General features: G+C 72.5%; 14 protein-coding genes. 6 read left to right on the forward strand and 8 right to left on the reverse strand.

Annotated elements, in window-relative coordinates; translation table 11 throughout:
• Positions 1–286 precede the first annotated feature (286 nt).
• Together AB0D67_RS36500 and AB0D67_RS36505 are read left to right on the forward strand one after the other, a co-directional pair.
• Complete coding sequence (locus tag AB0D67_RS36500; protein ID WP_362946219.1) at positions 287–1,375, forward strand: hypothetical protein; 1,089 nt, start codon at positions 287–289, stop codon at positions 1,373–1,375.
• Between the two features lie 130 nt (positions 1,376–1,505).
• Positions 1,506–2,321, forward strand: coding sequence for an MBL fold metallo-hydrolase (locus AB0D67_RS36505; protein ID WP_362946221.1), 816 nt, complete (start codon positions 1,506–1,508; stop codon positions 2,319–2,321).
• Between the two features lie 113 nt (positions 2,322–2,434).
• On the opposite strand, the gene AB0D67_RS36510 is transcribed toward AB0D67_RS36505, so the two are convergent.
• Positions 2,435–3,562, reverse strand: coding sequence for a globin domain-containing protein (locus tag AB0D67_RS36510; RefSeq protein WP_362946223.1), 1,128 nt, complete (start codon positions 3,560–3,562; stop codon positions 2,435–2,437).
• 4 nt (positions 3,563–3,566) lie between these two features.
• Positions 3,567–4,244: a pyridoxamine 5'-phosphate oxidase family protein gene (locus AB0D67_RS36515; protein WP_362946225.1), complete on the reverse strand. Its 678-nt coding sequence runs from the start codon at positions 4,242–4,244 to the stop codon at positions 3,567–3,569.
• Positions 4,245–4,794: 550 nt separating this feature from the next.
• On the opposite strand from AB0D67_RS36515, the gene AB0D67_RS36520 reads away from it, so the two are divergent.
• The 4 genes from AB0D67_RS36520 (at position 4,795) to AB0D67_RS36535 (ending at position 7,732) form a co-directional block, all read left to right on the forward strand.
• Positions 4,795–5,487, forward strand: coding sequence for an HAD family hydrolase (locus tag AB0D67_RS36520; RefSeq protein ID WP_362946228.1), 693 nt, complete (start codon positions 4,795–4,797; stop codon positions 5,485–5,487).
• Positions 5,488–5,615: 128 nt separating this feature from the next.
• The gene (locus AB0D67_RS36525) at positions 5,616–6,056 is read left to right on the forward strand and encodes an NUDIX domain-containing protein (protein ID WP_362946231.1); all 441 of its coding nucleotides are present in this window, start codon (positions 5,616–5,618) and stop codon (positions 6,054–6,056) included.
• A gap of 46 nt (positions 6,057–6,102) precedes the next feature.
• Positions 6,103–6,729, forward strand: a complete 627-nt coding sequence (locus AB0D67_RS36530) for a redoxin family protein (protein WP_362946233.1) — start codon at positions 6,103–6,105, stop codon at positions 6,727–6,729.
• Positions 6,730–6,811: 82 nt separating this feature from the next.
• Positions 6,812–7,732, forward strand: coding sequence for a cytochrome c biogenesis CcdA family protein (locus tag AB0D67_RS36535; protein WP_362946235.1), 921 nt, complete (start codon positions 6,812–6,814; stop codon positions 7,730–7,732).
• An 85-nt stretch (positions 7,733–7,817) separates the two neighbouring features.
• Here AB0D67_RS36535 and AB0D67_RS36540 read toward each other — a convergent pair whose 3' ends face one another.
• The 6 genes from AB0D67_RS36540 to AB0D67_RS36565 form a co-directional block, all read right to left on the reverse strand.
• A complete protein-coding gene (locus AB0D67_RS36540) occupies positions 7,818–8,204 on the reverse strand; it encodes a hypothetical protein (protein ID WP_362946237.1) in 387 nt (128 codons plus the stop codon).
• 199 nt (positions 8,205–8,403) lie between these two features.
• Positions 8,404–9,933: a glycoside hydrolase family 13 protein gene (locus AB0D67_RS36545; protein ID WP_362946240.1), complete on the reverse strand. Its 1,530-nt coding sequence runs from the start codon at positions 9,931–9,933 to the stop codon at positions 8,404–8,406.
• A 44-nt stretch (positions 9,934–9,977) separates the two neighbouring features.
• Positions 9,978–10,955 (reverse strand): carbohydrate ABC transporter permease, encoded by a 978-nt coding sequence (locus tag AB0D67_RS36550; RefSeq protein ID WP_362946242.1) that lies wholly within the window; start codon positions 10,953–10,955, stop codon positions 9,978–9,980.
• Complete coding sequence (locus AB0D67_RS36555) at positions 10,955–11,866, reverse strand: sugar ABC transporter permease (protein WP_362946244.1); 912 nt, start codon at positions 11,864–11,866, stop codon at positions 10,955–10,957. The genes AB0D67_RS36550 and AB0D67_RS36555 overlap by 1 nt, the downstream gene beginning before the upstream one ends.
• A gap of 7 nt (positions 11,867–11,873) precedes the next feature.
• Positions 11,874–13,262, reverse strand: a complete 1,389-nt coding sequence (locus AB0D67_RS36560; RefSeq protein ID WP_362946246.1) for an extracellular solute-binding protein — start codon at positions 13,260–13,262, stop codon at positions 11,874–11,876.
• Positions 13,263–13,432: 170 nt separating this feature from the next.
• Positions 13,433–14,425, reverse strand: coding sequence for a LacI family DNA-binding transcriptional regulator (locus AB0D67_RS36565; RefSeq protein ID WP_362946248.1), 993 nt, complete (start codon positions 14,423–14,425; stop codon positions 13,433–13,435).
• Between the last annotated feature and the right edge of the window lie 15 nt (positions 14,426–14,440).

A 14,440-nucleotide genomic window follows, 5' to 3' on the forward strand; every position in this document is an offset into this window, starting at 1 on the left:
ACTGCGGTGTGCACTCCCGCCCCCGCGGCCCCACACCCCGGCGGCCCGGCCCGCCGCCGGCGGCAGCACGACGAGCGGCCCGAAGACCGGGGAACCGCCGGCCCCGCCGGTCAGCACCGCGAGGGCCGCGACCGCACCGGCGCGTTCACGAGGGTTCACGGCTCGACCCTACGGGCCCGGCGCCGTCGCGACCCCTGCCGGACGGCACGGTCCGCCCCCTCCGAAGGGGGTACGGGGTGCCGAACGGCACATGGCCGCCACCGGGAGACGGCGGGACCGTTGGAACGTGACGACCTCTCTTCTCGCATCGACGACCTCATCGGGACCGCGCCGGCCGTCCCGGGCCGGTCACGCCGCGGCGCTCTGGTCGGCGGCCTACGGGCTGCTCGGACTCGCCTGGGCGCTCGGCGCACCGGGATTCCCCTGGGGGCGAAGCGACCCCGACTCCGACCGGGAGCTGTCGATCCTCTCGGGTGCCTCCCCCGTACCGGGCGGGTGGTGGATCGCCGGTCTCGGGGCGGCGGGCACGCTGCTGGCGCTGGTGCTGGGCCGGTCGCGGGGGCGCGGCCCGCTGCGCCTGCTGCCGGCGGCCCTGGCCTGGCCCGCCGCCGCGGCCCTGACGCTGGTGATCCCCGACTCCCGTCTCATGATGGGCGTCGCCTACACGCCGCTCCTGCTGGTCGCCCCCCTGTTCGGCTGGCGCCTCGGCGGTACCCGCCTGCTCGACGTCTGGCCCTGGGAGGTGGTCAACCAGTTGCTGTGCGTGCTCGGCGGGGTCCTCCTGGCCACGGCCACCGTGGCCTACCTGCGACGCGGCCGGGACGCCTGCGGCGACTGCGGCCGTACGGCCGACGGCGGAGGCTGGACCGCTCCGGGGGAGGCGGCCCGGTGGGGGCGCCGGGCCGCCTATGTGGCCGCCGCCGTACCGCTGGTGTACTGCGCGACCCGCTGGGCCTGGGCGCTGGGCGTCCCGCTGGGGGTCGACGAGGAGTTCCTCGTCGAGCAGGCCCGCGAGACGCCCGGCATCTGGCTGGCCGGCGCCTACCTGGCCACCTTCGGAGCGTTCGGCGGTCTCCTCACCCTGGGGCTGACCCGGCGGTGGGGTGAGGTCTTCCCGCGCTGGATGCCCGGCCTGCGGGGCAGGCGGGTCCCGCCCATGCTCGCGGTCGTCCCCGCCGCCGCCGTGTCGGTCATCGTCTTCGTGGCGGGCCTGACCTACATCCGGCTGGCGCTTCAGGGCCGCTTCGGCTCGTCCGACGTCGGAACGTGGCTGCCGGAGACGTCCTGGCCGGTGTGGGGCGCGGCCCTGGCGGCCGCCGCCCTCGCCTACCACCTGCGCAGACGCGGCCGGTGCCGGCGGTGCGGCCGGCTGTGACGGCCGCGGCGGCGAGCCCGCGGCCCGTACAGCCCGCACAGCCCGCACAGCCCGTACGGCCCGCGCAGCCCGTACGGCCCGCCTTCCCGGCGGGTCACGCGGCCCCTTTTCCGTGGGGCACAATCACTCCATGGAAGGACGCTGGATCGAAGTGGCGGACCGGGTGCTGGTGCGGCGGTACGCCGAGCTGGACCTGTCGGTGGGGCTGGTCCTGGGCGACGGCGGCTGCCTGGTGATCGACACCCGGGGCGACGAGCGGCAGGGCGCCGAGCTGGCCTCGGAGGTGCGCCGGATCACCCGCGACCCGTGGACCGTGGTGCTCACCCACGCCCACTTCGACCACTCCTTCGGCACCCGGCCGTTCCTCGCGTGCCCCGTCTGGGCCCACGAGGCCTGTCACGCCGACCTGGTCGCCGACGGCGCCCGGACGAAGGACGCGTGGGCGCGGCGCTACCGCGAGCAGGGCCGGCCCGATATCGCCGCCGACATCGAGAAGACGGAGATCGTGCCGCCGGACCGCCTGGTGACCGACCGGGCCGAGGTGGCGGCCGGCGGCCGCCGCGCCGTCCTGGCGCACCTGGGACGTGGGCACTCCCCGTCCGACCTGGTGATCGCGGTGCCGGACGCCGGCGTGGTGTTCGCCGGCGACCTGGTGGAGAACGGCGCGCCTCCGGCCTACGGCGACGCGTTCCCGCTGGAGTGGCCGGACACCCTCGGCGGGCTGCTCGGTCTCGCCGGGGACGCGGTCGTGGTGCCGGGACACGGAGACCCTGTGGACCGCGCGTTCGTCACCGCCCAGCGCGCCGAGATCGAGGCGGTCGCCGGGCTCTGCCGGGAGGTGGCCGCGGGCCGGATGAGCCGCGAGGAGGCCGTACGGCGATCGCCCTATCCCGAGGACACCACGCTGACCGCTCTGGATCGGCTGGACGGCCCGCCGGGCGGATAGCCGGCCGGGCGCCGTCCGCCCGCGGGGGGCGGCGCGGCGGCCCGAAGAAAGCGGCGGTCCGCGGAAACGGCGGTCCGTGGAGGACCGCGGCCCGCGGGTGACGACCGCCGCCGTCAGCCCACGGGGACCGGCGTGTCCGGGGTGTACTCGGTGTGGATGCGCCCGGCCGGGACGCCGAGACGGACCAGCCGGTCCGAGGTCGCGTACACCATCTCCCGCGACCCGCACACGAAGACGTCTCCGGACGGGATGATCCGGTGGTACTCCAGGGCGTCGACGGCGGTCTGGCCGTACCCCGGCCCCGGCTCGTCGGAGATCGCCTGCACGATCCGGAGCCGCCGGTGCTGCATGCGCAGGTTGTTCAGCGCCTCGGTGTCGTAGGCGTCGGCGGCGCGCCGCACGCCGTAGAAGAGGTCGATGGCGGGGCGCTCGGGCATCCACACCGACTCCTCGATGAGCGCCTTGAGCGGCGCGAGGCCCGTGCCACCGGCGATGAAGACCAGGTGGGGGGTGGTGGCCTGCTCCAGCGACAGGGTGCCCCTGGGCGGGCCCAGCAGGACGGTGTCCCCCGGGCGGGTGTGCTTCACCAGCGCCGTGCTGACCCATCCGCCGGGTACGGCCCGCACGTGCAGCACGATCCTGTTGTCGTGGCGCGGGGCGTTCGCGATGGAGTACTGGCGCCACACCCGGGGCCACAGCGCGGTCTGCACGGTGGTGTACTGGCCCGCCCGGTACGGGTACGGGTGATTGGGCTCGATGGTGAGGACCGCGATGTCGGAGGTTCGCATCTCGTGCCCGACCACGGTGCCGATCCAGGCGGGCGGGGCGGTGACCGCGTCCTGGTCGGCCGCCTGGATCATCACCTGGGCGATGAAGTCGTAGGCGGCCGCCCACGCCTGGTCGTAGGCGGGCAGCCAGGCGCCGCGGGAGATCGTCCGCATCGCCGCGATCAGGCAGTTCCCGAGCGCCGGGTAGTGCTCGGCGCGGACGCCGTACTTGCGGTGGTCGCAGGCGAGCTGGGTGAGATACTCCCGCACCCCCTCGGTGTCCTCCAGGTTGAGCACCACCTGCGTCAGCGCGCTGAAGAGACGGTCGCGCTGGAGGTCCATCGCGGGCGGGAAGAGCTCCCGGATGCGGGGGTTCTCGGCGAAGAGCCTGCTGTAGAAGTTGAGGATCACCTGGTCTGCCATCGGCTCGACGAGCGACCAGCTTTCCCGGATGAGACGGATGTCCAGTGTCATGGCGTCACCCGACCGGTTTCCCCGCCTCATGCCCGCTCAGCCCCGCGCTCCGCGCCTGCCCGACGCCGAAGTAATCGTCTCCGGCGGGCCTGCGTCCCTCGGCGGCGCGCTCCCGGCGGTCCTGCCTGACCAGCAGCGGGATGTGCTTGGAGCAGTGGATGTAGGCCTCCTCGACCTCGACCATGATCCAGCGCTCGGCCTTCTTGCCCGGCGCGGTCTGGTCCTCGTCGTTGAGCCCGTAGCGGCGGGCGGCGTCGTAGGCGGTCATGATGCTCGCCATGCCGTTGACGTGCAGGCCCACCAGGTCTTCGAAGAAGTCGACGAACAGCAGGCTGATGTGCGGGTTCTCCAGGATGTTCCCCATGCTGGCGAGCACGCCGTTGCCACGGAACTCCGGGTAGACCATCCGGGTGTCGTCCAGTACGCGCACGAATCCGGGCGGCCCCGAGCGGAACGTCGTGTCGCAGTTCCCGGCGGCGTCCGCGGTGCCCACGAACGCCATCTGCTGCCGGGCCACGAACTCACGCATCTGGGGCGTCAGGCGGTCGACCACCTGACGGCCGTAGAACCGCTCCGCCCGCTCCCTGGTGTCGAAGAGTTTCTGGAGGATGTGCTCCCCGCGGGAGCCGGGCAGGCCCTCGCCATCGTCCAGACCGTCGTACGGCACATGCTGGGTCGTCACGTCACTCCAATTCAGTCCCCGGACCGCAAGCCTGTGAGAGGGCGGGCGGGCATCCGGGCCCGGCGATGAGGCACCAAAACCGGATGTTTCCCCCCACATATCCGATGGAGCCTAGACCACATCAGTCCCTCCCGAAACAGTTCCGCAACATTTCCACGGATTTTTCGGATCATGATTAATGCTCACTTTTCATGCCCGGACCTGCGCTCCAGCGCCGCGCGATCCCCTCCCGGAGGCCCGGTGAGGACGTTTTCAGACGACGAAGACGCACGGCGTGGCGGGTGGGAACGGTCCACCGGCGGTGACGGCGGAACCCGGCGATCCCGTCGGGAACGATCCAGGACCGGCCGGGGCGGGCGGGGCGGCCGGGGCGGCGTACGGCTATCCGGCGACGGCGGCACACGGCACGGCGGGCGGGCGGGGACGACCGGACAGGCGGAGGTGATCCGGTGGCGGTGGCATACGACGAGGCGGACGAAAAGGACATGAACGGCGCTCCCACCGGCTGGTAACCTCCGGCGGTCGGCGTTCTCGGGAGGAGAAGAAGATCATGAGGCTCGACCGGCAGGTGCTCATCTTCGACGCCGACGACACGCTCTGGGAGAACAACGTCCTGTTCGAGCGGGTCATCGACGACTTCCTGGGCTGGCTCGCGCACCCGACCCTCGACCGGACCGAGATCCGCGCCATCCTCGACGACATCGAGGCGGCGAACGCGGTCGCCCACGGCTACGGCAGCAAGGTCTTCCTGCGCAGCCTCGGCGAGTGCCTGGAACGGCTGCACCGGCGACCGGCGACCGCCGCGGAGCGCCGCCGGATCGAGGAGCTGGCGGTGGCACTCGTCGAGCACCGGGTGGAGCTGATCCCGGGCGTCTCGGAGACCCTGGCCGCACTGGGCGACCGGCACGACCTGCTCCTGCTCACCAAGGGCGACCTGGAGGAGCAGCGGCGCAAGCTGGAGGTCTCCGCGCTCGCGCACCACTTCCGCGACGTCCACATCGTCCCGGAGAAGGATGTGGAGGTCTACCTCCGGCTGGTGCGGGAGCACGACCTGACGCCCACGACGACCTGGATGATCGGCAACTCCCCCAAGTCGGACATCCTGCCGGCCCGGCAGGCGGGCATGAACGCCGTCTTCATCCCCAACGACAACACCTGGGTGCTGGAGCGGGCCGACCTCGCCCCGGACGACGACCGGGTGCTGCGGCTGCGGAGGTTCCCGGAGCTGCTCGACCATTTCTGACGTCCGCCGGCGACGCCCGCCGGCACCGCGGAGCGCCGGCCGGACCGCCGCCTCCGTACGAGGACCGGAAGACCGGAGGACCGGGAGCCCCGGAGACGGGGAACCGGGGAGCCGGGGAACGGGGAGACATGACAGCGAAGCCCTCCGTGTCGTGCGTGTTCGTCTGCCACGACGGCGCCGGCCGGGTACTGCTGGCCCGGCGCGGCGCCGGGGCGCGGGACGAGCCCGGCACGTGGGACTGCGGCGCCGGGGCCCTGGAGTACGGCGAGACGTTCGAGGCGGCCGTCGCGCGCGAGGTCCGCGAGGAGTACTCGGCGGCGGCGCTGGAGATCGAGACGATCGGTGTCCGGAACGTCCTGCGCGGGGAGCCGGTCTCCTCGCACTGGGTGGCGGTGGTCTTCGCGGTCCGGGTGGACCCGGCCGAGGTCGCCATCGGGGAACCCCACAAGTTCGACGAGCTGGGCTGGTTCGCACCCGACCGGCTCCCGGACCGGCCGCACTCCCAGCTCTCCGGAAGCCTCGCTCTCTTCACCTCCCGGACGGCCCGGAACGGGGGCGCGGGGGCGTAAGCGCCTCGTAAGGTCCGCGCCGGGGAGGCGAACCTACGCTGAGCGGGTGATCAGATATCGCGCTGTGGCCGCGGCGGTCTCGGCCGCTCTGCTGACGGGGGCGTGCGGTGCCGGAGGAGGGGACGAGGCGGGCGGCCCGGTCCGTTCCGACGCGCCGCTCTCGGCTCCCGCGACCTCTCCGGCGGCGTCCGTGACGTCCCCGGCGTCCCCGGCGTCCGAGAGTCCCGCTACCGGCTCCCCGAGCCCCACCGGCTCGCCGGCCGCCGTCCCCGCGGCGCTGGCGTTCCGTGCCGTCACCCTGGGCGGTGAGCGGTTCGAGGGGGCGAGCCTGGCCGGCCGGCCGGTGGTCTTCTGGTTCTGGGCTCCGTGGTGCCCGAAGTGCCTTTCGGACGCCCCGGCGGTCAGGGCCGCCGCGGAGAAACACCGTGACGTGGCGTTCGTCGGGGTCGCGGGCCTCGACGCCGAACCCGCCATGAAGGAGTTCGTCCGGCGCACCGGGACCGGGACGATCGTGCAGCTGTCCGACGCCGGGGGCGCGGTGTGGACGAAACTGGGCGTCACCCAGCAGTCGACGTTCGTGTTCATGCGGCCCGACGGCTCCACCGAGAAGGTCTCCGGCCCACTCGGCGCCGACGGGCTGAACCGGCAGGTCGGAAAGCTGCGCGCGGGATGACGCCGCACGGACGCACGGACCGGACACCGCACGGACGCCGGACGCCGGGCGGCGTCACGGGACAGCGGGCGGGAAAGGCACCGTGAGCACCGGTCTTCCGGTGGCGCTGGCCGTCACCGCCGGCACGGTGGCCGCGTTCAACCCGTGCGGCTTCGCGATGCTCCCCGCCTACCTCACCATGCTGGTCGCCGGCGGCAGGGCCCCGCTGGTCCGGGCGCTGCTGCTCGCCGCCGCGATGACCGGCGGGTTCGTCACCGTCTTCGGCCTCTTCGGCCTGGTCGTGGTCCCGCTGGCGCACTCCGTCGGGGAGTACCTGCCGTGGGTGACGATGGTGATCGGCGCGGCCCTCGTCGTGCTGGGCGGCGCGCTGCTGACCGGCCGGGAACTGCTGATCCGGCTCCCCGGGCTCGGCGCCGGCCGCCCCACCGCCTCGGCGGCCTCACTGTACGGCTACGGCCTCTCCTACGCGGTCGCCTCGCTGTCCTGCACGGCCGGGCCGTTCCTGGCCGTCACCTCCGCGTCGCTGACCGAAAGCGGCCTGCTGGGCGGGCTGGTGGTCTTCGTCGCCTACGCGCTGGGCATGGGCCTGGTCGTCGCGGCCCTGTCGGTGGCCGTGGCGCTGGCCCGCGCCGCCGCGGTCGCCGGGATGCGGCGGATCCTGCCGTACGTGTCGCGGGTCAGCGGCGGCCTGCTGGTGCTCGCCGGGCTGTACGTCGCCTACTACGGCTGGTACGAGCTGCGCGTCTTCGCCGGCGCGTCCACGGACGACCCTGTCGTGGGCGCGGTGACGGCGGTGCAGGGGGCCGTCGCCGGGTGGGTGGAGGACGCCGGCCCGGGCCGGATCGCCGCCGCCCTCGCCGTACTCGTCCTCGCCGGGCTCGCCGTACGGGGGGCGCGGCGGAAGGCACGGCGGGCACGGGAGGCGCGGCGGGAGTGGCGCCGCGGGCCGCACACGACGGCTGAGCCGCCTGTCCACGACACCGGCCCGGGGCATCGGTCTTGATGAAGCCCTGATTCTTCTGTCTTCCCGAGAGGCCGCGTAATGTTGCCCCTCGTGCGGTTCGAACTCGTTCACGCCCTGCGCAATGTCAAGTATCCGGTGTCCTGGACGGCGCCGGCCGGCGCGGCGGTGCCGGCGCGACGTCGCCGGGGCTCTGACGGGTGACGACGCCGGACGCCGAGGAGGAGGGCCGGATCACCCGCCTGTGGTCGGCCCGGAACCGCTCCCGGCTCCTGCTGCTGATCGCCGTCACGGCCTGGGCCTCGGTCGCCCAGGTGGCCGCCGGGGCCGCGGTGTGGCTGACGGCCTCCGCGATCGCCGGCGGGGCGCTGCTCTCCCTGCTGGGGCTGACGATCCGCTCCGCCGCCGAGCCGAGGGCGTGGTGGCCGCGGTTCGCGGTGATGGCCGCGATCCCGCTCCTGCTCGCCTTCGCGGCCGGTCCCTGGTGGGCGGCGACCGCCGCCTGGGCCGGCACCGCCGCCGGGTGGGGTCCGCTTCGTCAGGCCCGGCCGTACATCGTGGGACTCGGGGCGGCGGCGGGCCTGCTGGCCCTCGCCGGAGAGGGATGCCCGGGTGGGCCGGCCGTCCTGAGCGGAACGGGTCGTCCCTCCCGGTTCATCGGTTTCCCGTCCCGCCCCGGGCACCGGCCTCCCGGGGCGGTCCGGAGGGGCGGTTCAGGCGAGCCAGGCGGTGGTGTCCGCGGGGAGGTCGTCGCCGTCGAGCGGGCCGCTGGCCAGCAGGACCGGCCCGTGCGGCGGGAGCCGTACGGGGCCGGGGCCGAGGTTGGTCACGCAGGTGAGCCCCGACTCGCGGGTGAAGGCCAGCACGCCGGGCCCCAGGTCGAGCCAGGTGAGCGTGCCGTCGCCGAGCCGGTCGCGGCGGATGCGCAGCGCGGTCCGGTAGAGGGTGAGCATCGAGCCGGGGTCGGCCGACTGGGCCTCCACGGTGAGCGCGCGCCAGTCCTCGGGCTGAGGCAGCCACGGCTCGCCCGCGCCGAAGCCGTACGGCGGCTTCTCCCCCGACCAGGGCAGCGGCACCCGGCAGCCGTCCCGGCCCGGCACGGTGTGGCCGGAACGGGTCCACATCGGGTCCTGGCGCAGCTCGCCGGGGATGTCGACCTCGGGCAGGCCGAGCTCCTCGCCCTGGTAGACGTAGACGCCGCCCGGCAGCGCCATGGCCAGCAGCGCGGCGGCCCTGGCCCTGCGTCCGCCGAGACCGAGGTCCGACGGCGCGCCGTCCCGGCGGTCGCCGTGGTCCCAGGACGTGTCGGCCCTGCCGTACCGGGTCACCACGCGCGCCACGTCGTGGTTGGACAGCACCCAGGTGGGCGGCGCGCCGAGCGGGGCGTGCGTGGCGAGGGTCCGCTCGATCGAGAGGCGCAGCGCTGCGGGCTCCCAGGGGCAGGCCAGGAAGTCGAAGTTGAAGGCGGTGTGCAGCTCGTCGGGCCGCAGGTAGCGGGCGAAGCGTTCCTGGTCGGGGAACCACACCTCGCCGACCAGCATGCGGTCGCCGTACCCGTCGGCCAGGCGGCGCCAGTCGCGGTAGATCTCGTGCACCTCGTCGAGGTCGGTGTAGCCGTCGGGGTCGCCGCCGTCGAAGTCCTTCACCAGCACCGCGGCCGAGTCGATGCGGATGCCGTCCACGCCCCGGTCGAACCAGAAGCGCAGCACGTCGCGGAACTCCTCGCGCACCTCGGGGTTGGTCCAGTTGAAGTCGGGCTGCTCGGGGGCGAACAGGTGGAGGTACCACTGCCCGTCCGGCACCTGTGTCCAGGCGGGCCCGCCGAAGATGGACCGCCAGTCGCCGGGCTCGTCGGCGAACCAGAAGCGTTCCCGCTCGGGTGAGCCGGGCCCGGCGGCCAGCGCCTCCTGGAACCACGCGCTCCGGTCGGAGCCGTGGTTGGGCACCACGTCGATGATGACCCTGATGCCCAGCTCGTGGGCTTCGACGATGAACCTCTCGGCCTCGGCCAGCGTGCCGAAGACCGGTTCGATGTCCCGGTAGTCGGCCACGTCGTATCCGCCGTCGGCCATCGGCGACGGGTACCACGGGTTGAGCCAGACGGCGTCCACCCCGAGGTCGGCGAGGTACGGCAGGCGTGCCCGCAGACCCGCCAGGTCTCCCGTCCCGTCACCGTTGCCGTCGGCGAAACTGCGCAGGTAGACCTGGTAGATCGCGGCCCCCCGCCACCACGTTTCCGGCATGCTGCTCGTGACTCCTCACTGGTAGGGATTCGCCGGTCACCGCGTCAGCCCTTGAGGCCGCCGGCGGTGAGGCCGGCCATGATGTGGCGCTGGAAGACGAGGAAGACGACGATGGTCGGGACGCTCGCCATCACCAGCGAGGCGATGAGCACGTTCTGCGGCATCTGCGCCGACAGGTTGGCGACGCCGACGCTGACCGACATCTTCTCGGCGTCGGTCAGCACCAGCAGCGGCCAGACGAAGTCGCGCCACGCGTTGACCACGGTCAGGATGGACACCACGCCCAGGATCGGGCGGGAGATGGGGATGACGACCGACCACAGGATCCGCCCCGGCGTCGCGCCGTCGATCTCGGCCGCCTCCAGCAGTTCGCGGGGGATCGAGTCGAAGAACCGTTTGAGCAGGAAGATGTTGAACCCGTTGGCCGCCGCGGGCAGCCAGATCGCCCACGGCGTGTTCAGCAGGTCCCAGCCGAACAGCGGCAGGTCCTTGACCGTCAGGTAGGCCGGAAGCATGATCACCATCGGCGGGATCATCAGCGTGGCCAGCATCATGGCCAGGATCAGCTTGCCGAGCACCGGCCGCAGCTTGGACAGGGCGTAGGCGGCGGTGACGTCGATGGCCAGGGTGAACAGCCAGGCCCCGCCCGCGTACAGGGCGGTATTGCCCATCAACCGGCCCAGGTCCATCAGCTCCCACGCCTCGGCGTAGGCGTCGAACGTGACCTCCGACGGCAGGAACGTCGGCGGGATCCGCACCAGCTCCTCGGTGGACTTCATCGCCCCGGTGACCATCCAGTACAGCGGGAAGACGAAGGCCGCGGTGAAGCCCGCCACGACCACGACGAGGACGGTCCAGTAGACGATCCGGCCCGTGGGCGAGTTGAGCCGGTGCGGGGAGACGGCGGTGCGGAACTCCGGCTCGATCCGCCGCGGCCGGCGCCGCTGTCGCGGCGGGCGGGGCGCGGGAGGGGCGGGCGAGGTGGTGACCGGAGCGGAGGTGAGGTCGGCGAGATCCGGCATCAGCTCTTGCCCTCCCGCGAGACGCGCAGGTAGACGGCGGAGAAGACCATCAGGACGATCATCAGCATCACGCCGAGCGCGTTGCCGCCGTTGATGTTCCCGAAGTTGAAGGCGTACTGGTACATCAGGTAGACGACGCTGACCGTGGAGTTCTCCGGGCCGCCCCCGGTGAGCAGGTAGGGCTCGATGAAGACCTGCATGGTGGCGACGATCTGCAGCAGGAGCATGACCAGCAGGATCAGCCTGGTCTGCGGGATCGTGATGTGCCGGATCCGCCGGAAGAGCCCGGCGCCGTCGAGTTCGGCCGCCTCGTACAGCTCGCCGGGGATGGTCTGCAGCGCGGCGAGGTAGATGAGCGTGCCGCTGCCGAGGTTCATCCAGGTGGAGACGATGACGAGCGAGACGAGGGCGGTGCCGGTGCTGTTCAGCCAGTCCAGGGGCGGCAGGTGCAGGAAGCCGAGCACCTGGTTGAACAGGCCGGACTCCGGCTCGTAGAACCACTGGAAGAGCAGCACGCCGACCGCCGGGGGCAGCATCACCGGGAGGTAGACGACGAGCCGCAGGTAGGCGCGGGCGTGACGCAGCTCGTTGAGCACCAGCGCGACGACGAACGGGACGCCGTAGCCGAGGACCAGCGCGAGGACGGTGAACGCCACCGTGTTCTTCCAGGCGGGTCCGAAGGCCGCGTCCCGGACGACCGCGGCGAAGTTCTCCAGTCCCACCCAGACGGGCGCGTCGACGAAGTTGGTCCGCTGGAAGCTGAGCACGACCTCCCAGACCATGGGGTACCAGGAGAAGAACGCGAAACAGATCAGCGCTCCGCAGAGGAACCCGTAGGCGGTGACGTTCCGCCGTACGGCGAGCCGCCTCCGCCCCGGGTCGTCCCGCCGGTGCGGGCCTCGCGTGGTCACAGCCGGGTCAGCCCTTCTTCGCCAGCAGGGCGTTGACCTTGGCCTCGGCGTCGGCGAGCAGCTTGGCGGGGTCGGCGTCCCGCCTCGTCAGCACCGCGGACATCGGGGTGTCGAGGACGGCGTAGATCTCCTGGGCGTACGGTCCCGGCTCGGCCTTGGGCGGGACGCCCTTGGAGCCCTCCGCCCAGAGCGCGAACTGCTCGGGCGCGACGTTCGCGTTCTCGGAACGCAGCCGCAGGACCTCCTGGCCGGAGGGGGTGTCGGCGCCGTACAGGTCCGGGTACGGCTGGCCGACCGTCAGGTTCGCGCCCTTGGCGCGCACGTAGTCGAGCTGGCCCTTGCCGGGGATGAGGAACTCGTACTCGATCCACTTCAGGCCGGCCCTGATCTGCTCGGGCGTGGCCTTGGGGTTGATCATGTATCCGGCGCCGCCGTTGAACAGCGCCCTGGCCTCGGGCTGGGCGGTGACGGCGTAGTTCTCGAACTTCGCCTGGAAGTCGTTGCGCAGCGAGATCAGCACGTCGGGGGCGCCGAGCATCATGCCCATCCTGCCGCCGGCCATCGCCTTCATCAGGGCGGGCCAGTCGATGTAGAGGCGGGAGCCCATGCTGTCGTCGGTCCAGCGCATCTGCTTGAGGTTCTCCAGCACCGCCACACCCTCGGGGCTGTTGAAGGCGGCTTTCCCGCCGTCGGGGGTGAGGACGTCGCCCCCGCGGCCGTAGAGCGAGGCGGTGAAGTGCCAGCCGCCGACGTTGTTGCCGCTGTACTCGCCGAAGCCGACGTAGCCGGGGCCGAGTGCGGAGATCTTCTTGGCCGCCTCCCGCACCTCGGCCCAGGTCTTCGGCGGATCGGCCGGGTCGAGACCGGCCTTGGTGAACACGTCGCGGTTGTAGACCAGGCCCATGCCGTAGCCGTCGGTGGGCAGGCCGTAGACCTTGCCGTCCTTCTTGAAGATGTCGAGGGAGGCGTTGTAGTCCTTGAACGTCTTCAGCTCCCCGACGTACGGCGTGAGGTCGGCGGCCTGGCCGGCGGCCACCAGTCGCCCGACGTTGGGGAAGTTGACGAAGAAGACCGTCTCCAGCTGGCCGCCGGCCAGTTTCGCCTCGAACGTCCGCGGCTCGTAGCAGGGGAAGGCGTCGGAGACCTTCTCGATCCTGATGTCCGGGTTGAGCTTCCGGAACGCCGCGAGGTCCTCCTCGTAGGTCGCGCGCTGCGCCTTGTTGGTCTTCGGCGGCATGCAGTTGACCGTGATCGACACGGGACCGCCCGCGGAGCCCGCCGCGGACGGCTGCGCGCCGTCCCCGGCGGGCTCGCCGGAACCGCACGCCGACGCCGCGAGGACGAGGGCGCTCGCGAGCAGCGGCCCGAGGAGCCTGCGACACCCGGATCTCGTCATGGAGCTGACCCTTCTGCTGGGGGAGGCCGGGAGCGAGCCGGAAGGTCCGCTCCGGGGTGGCCTCACCATAGGATCCCCGACACCGTGACGCAATATTTCGACAGAAAGATGAAACATAACGACTGCATCACGCGTCTCTTACACGGGAAACAGCGGAAGGGGTGACCCGCTCAGCCCGCGGCCGGCCTCGCCGTGGAGGCCCGGACCACCAGCTCCGGCTCGAACAGCAGCTCGTCCGCGGGCACGGCCGCCCTGCCGATCAGCGCGACCAGCAGGTCCACCGCCGCCCGCCCCATGGCGTCGATCGGCTGGCGCACCGTGGTCAGCGGCGGCTCGGTGCAGTTCATCAGGGCGGAGTCGTCGTACCCGACCACCGACACGTCGGCCGGCACCGACAGCCCCGACCTGCGGGCGGCCCTGATCGCGCCGAGCGCGAGCGGGTCGCTGGCGCAGACCACGCCGGTGACCCCGGCCCGCAGCAGTCTCGCCGCCGCCGCGTGCCCGCCCTCCAGGGAGAACATCGTGTGCTCGACCAGGGCGGGATCCCCTCCGGCGGCGAGGAAGACCTCCAGCTTGCGGCGGGAGGGCATGTGGTCCTTCGGCCCCAGCACCATTCCGACGCGCTCGTGGCCCAGGGACCTCAGGTGCCCGAGCGCCATCTCGGCGGCCACCCTGTCGTCGCAGGAGACCTGCGGGAAGCCCAGGTGGTCCACGGACGCGTTGACCAGCACGGCGGGCAGCCGGCGCTCAAGGATCAGCTCGTAGTGCGCGTGCGAGGCGTCGGCCTGGGCGTACAGGCCGCCGGCGAAGACCACGCCCGACATCTGCTGCTGGAGCAGCAGGTCGACGTACTCCGCCTCGGAGACGCCGCCCACCGTCCGCGTGCACAGCACCGGGGTGAAGCCCTGCTGGGCCAGGGCGCCGCCGACGACCTCGGCGAAGGCGGGGAAGATGGGGTTCTGCAGCTCGGGCAGCACCAGGCCGACCAGCCGGGCCCGGTCGCCGCGCAGCTGGGTGGGCCGCTCGTAGCCGAGCACGTCGAGAGCCGTCAGCACCGCCTCCCGGGTGGTCTCCGAGACCCCGGGCTTCCCGTTGAGCACGCGACTGACCGTCGCCTCGCTCACGCCGACCTTCCTGGCCACCTCTGCAAGTCGTCGCGTCATGCGCAAACCATACGA

The organism is Streptosporangium sp. NPDC048047 (genome assembly GCF_040653115.1).
Taxonomy (GTDB): domain Bacteria; phylum Actinomycetota; class Actinomycetes; order Streptosporangiales; family Streptosporangiaceae; genus Streptosporangium.

Excerpts from the sequence above, each read along its gene's own strand:
- AB0D67_RS36505 (WP_362946221.1), top strand. The coding sequence starts at position 1,506 with ATGGAAGGACGCTGGATCGAAGTGGCGGACCGGGTGCTGGTGCGGCGG.
- AB0D67_RS36510 (WP_362946223.1), bottom strand. The coding sequence starts at position 3,562 with ATGACACTGGACATCCGTCTCATCCGGGAAAGCTGGTCGCTCGTCGAG.
- AB0D67_RS36520 (WP_362946228.1), top strand. The coding sequence starts at position 4,795 with ATGAGGCTCGACCGGCAGGTGCTCATCTTCGACGCCGACGACACGCTC.
- AB0D67_RS36525 (WP_362946231.1), top strand. The coding sequence starts at position 5,616 with ATGACAGCGAAGCCCTCCGTGTCGTGCGTGTTCGTCTGCCACGACGGC.
- AB0D67_RS36545 (WP_362946240.1), bottom strand. The coding sequence starts at position 9,933 with ATGCCGGAAACGTGGTGGCGGGGGGCCGCGATCTACCAGGTCTACCTG.
- AB0D67_RS36550 (WP_362946242.1), bottom strand. The coding sequence starts at position 10,955 with ATGCCGGATCTCGCCGACCTCACCTCCGCTCCGGTCACCACCTCGCCC.
- AB0D67_RS36560 (WP_362946246.1), bottom strand. The coding sequence starts at position 13,262 with ATGACGAGATCCGGGTGTCGCAGGCTCCTCGGGCCGCTGCTCGCGAGC.
- AB0D67_RS36565 (WP_362946248.1), bottom strand. The coding sequence starts at position 14,425 with ATGACGCGACGACTTGCAGAGGTGGCCAGGAAGGTCGGCGTGAGCGAG.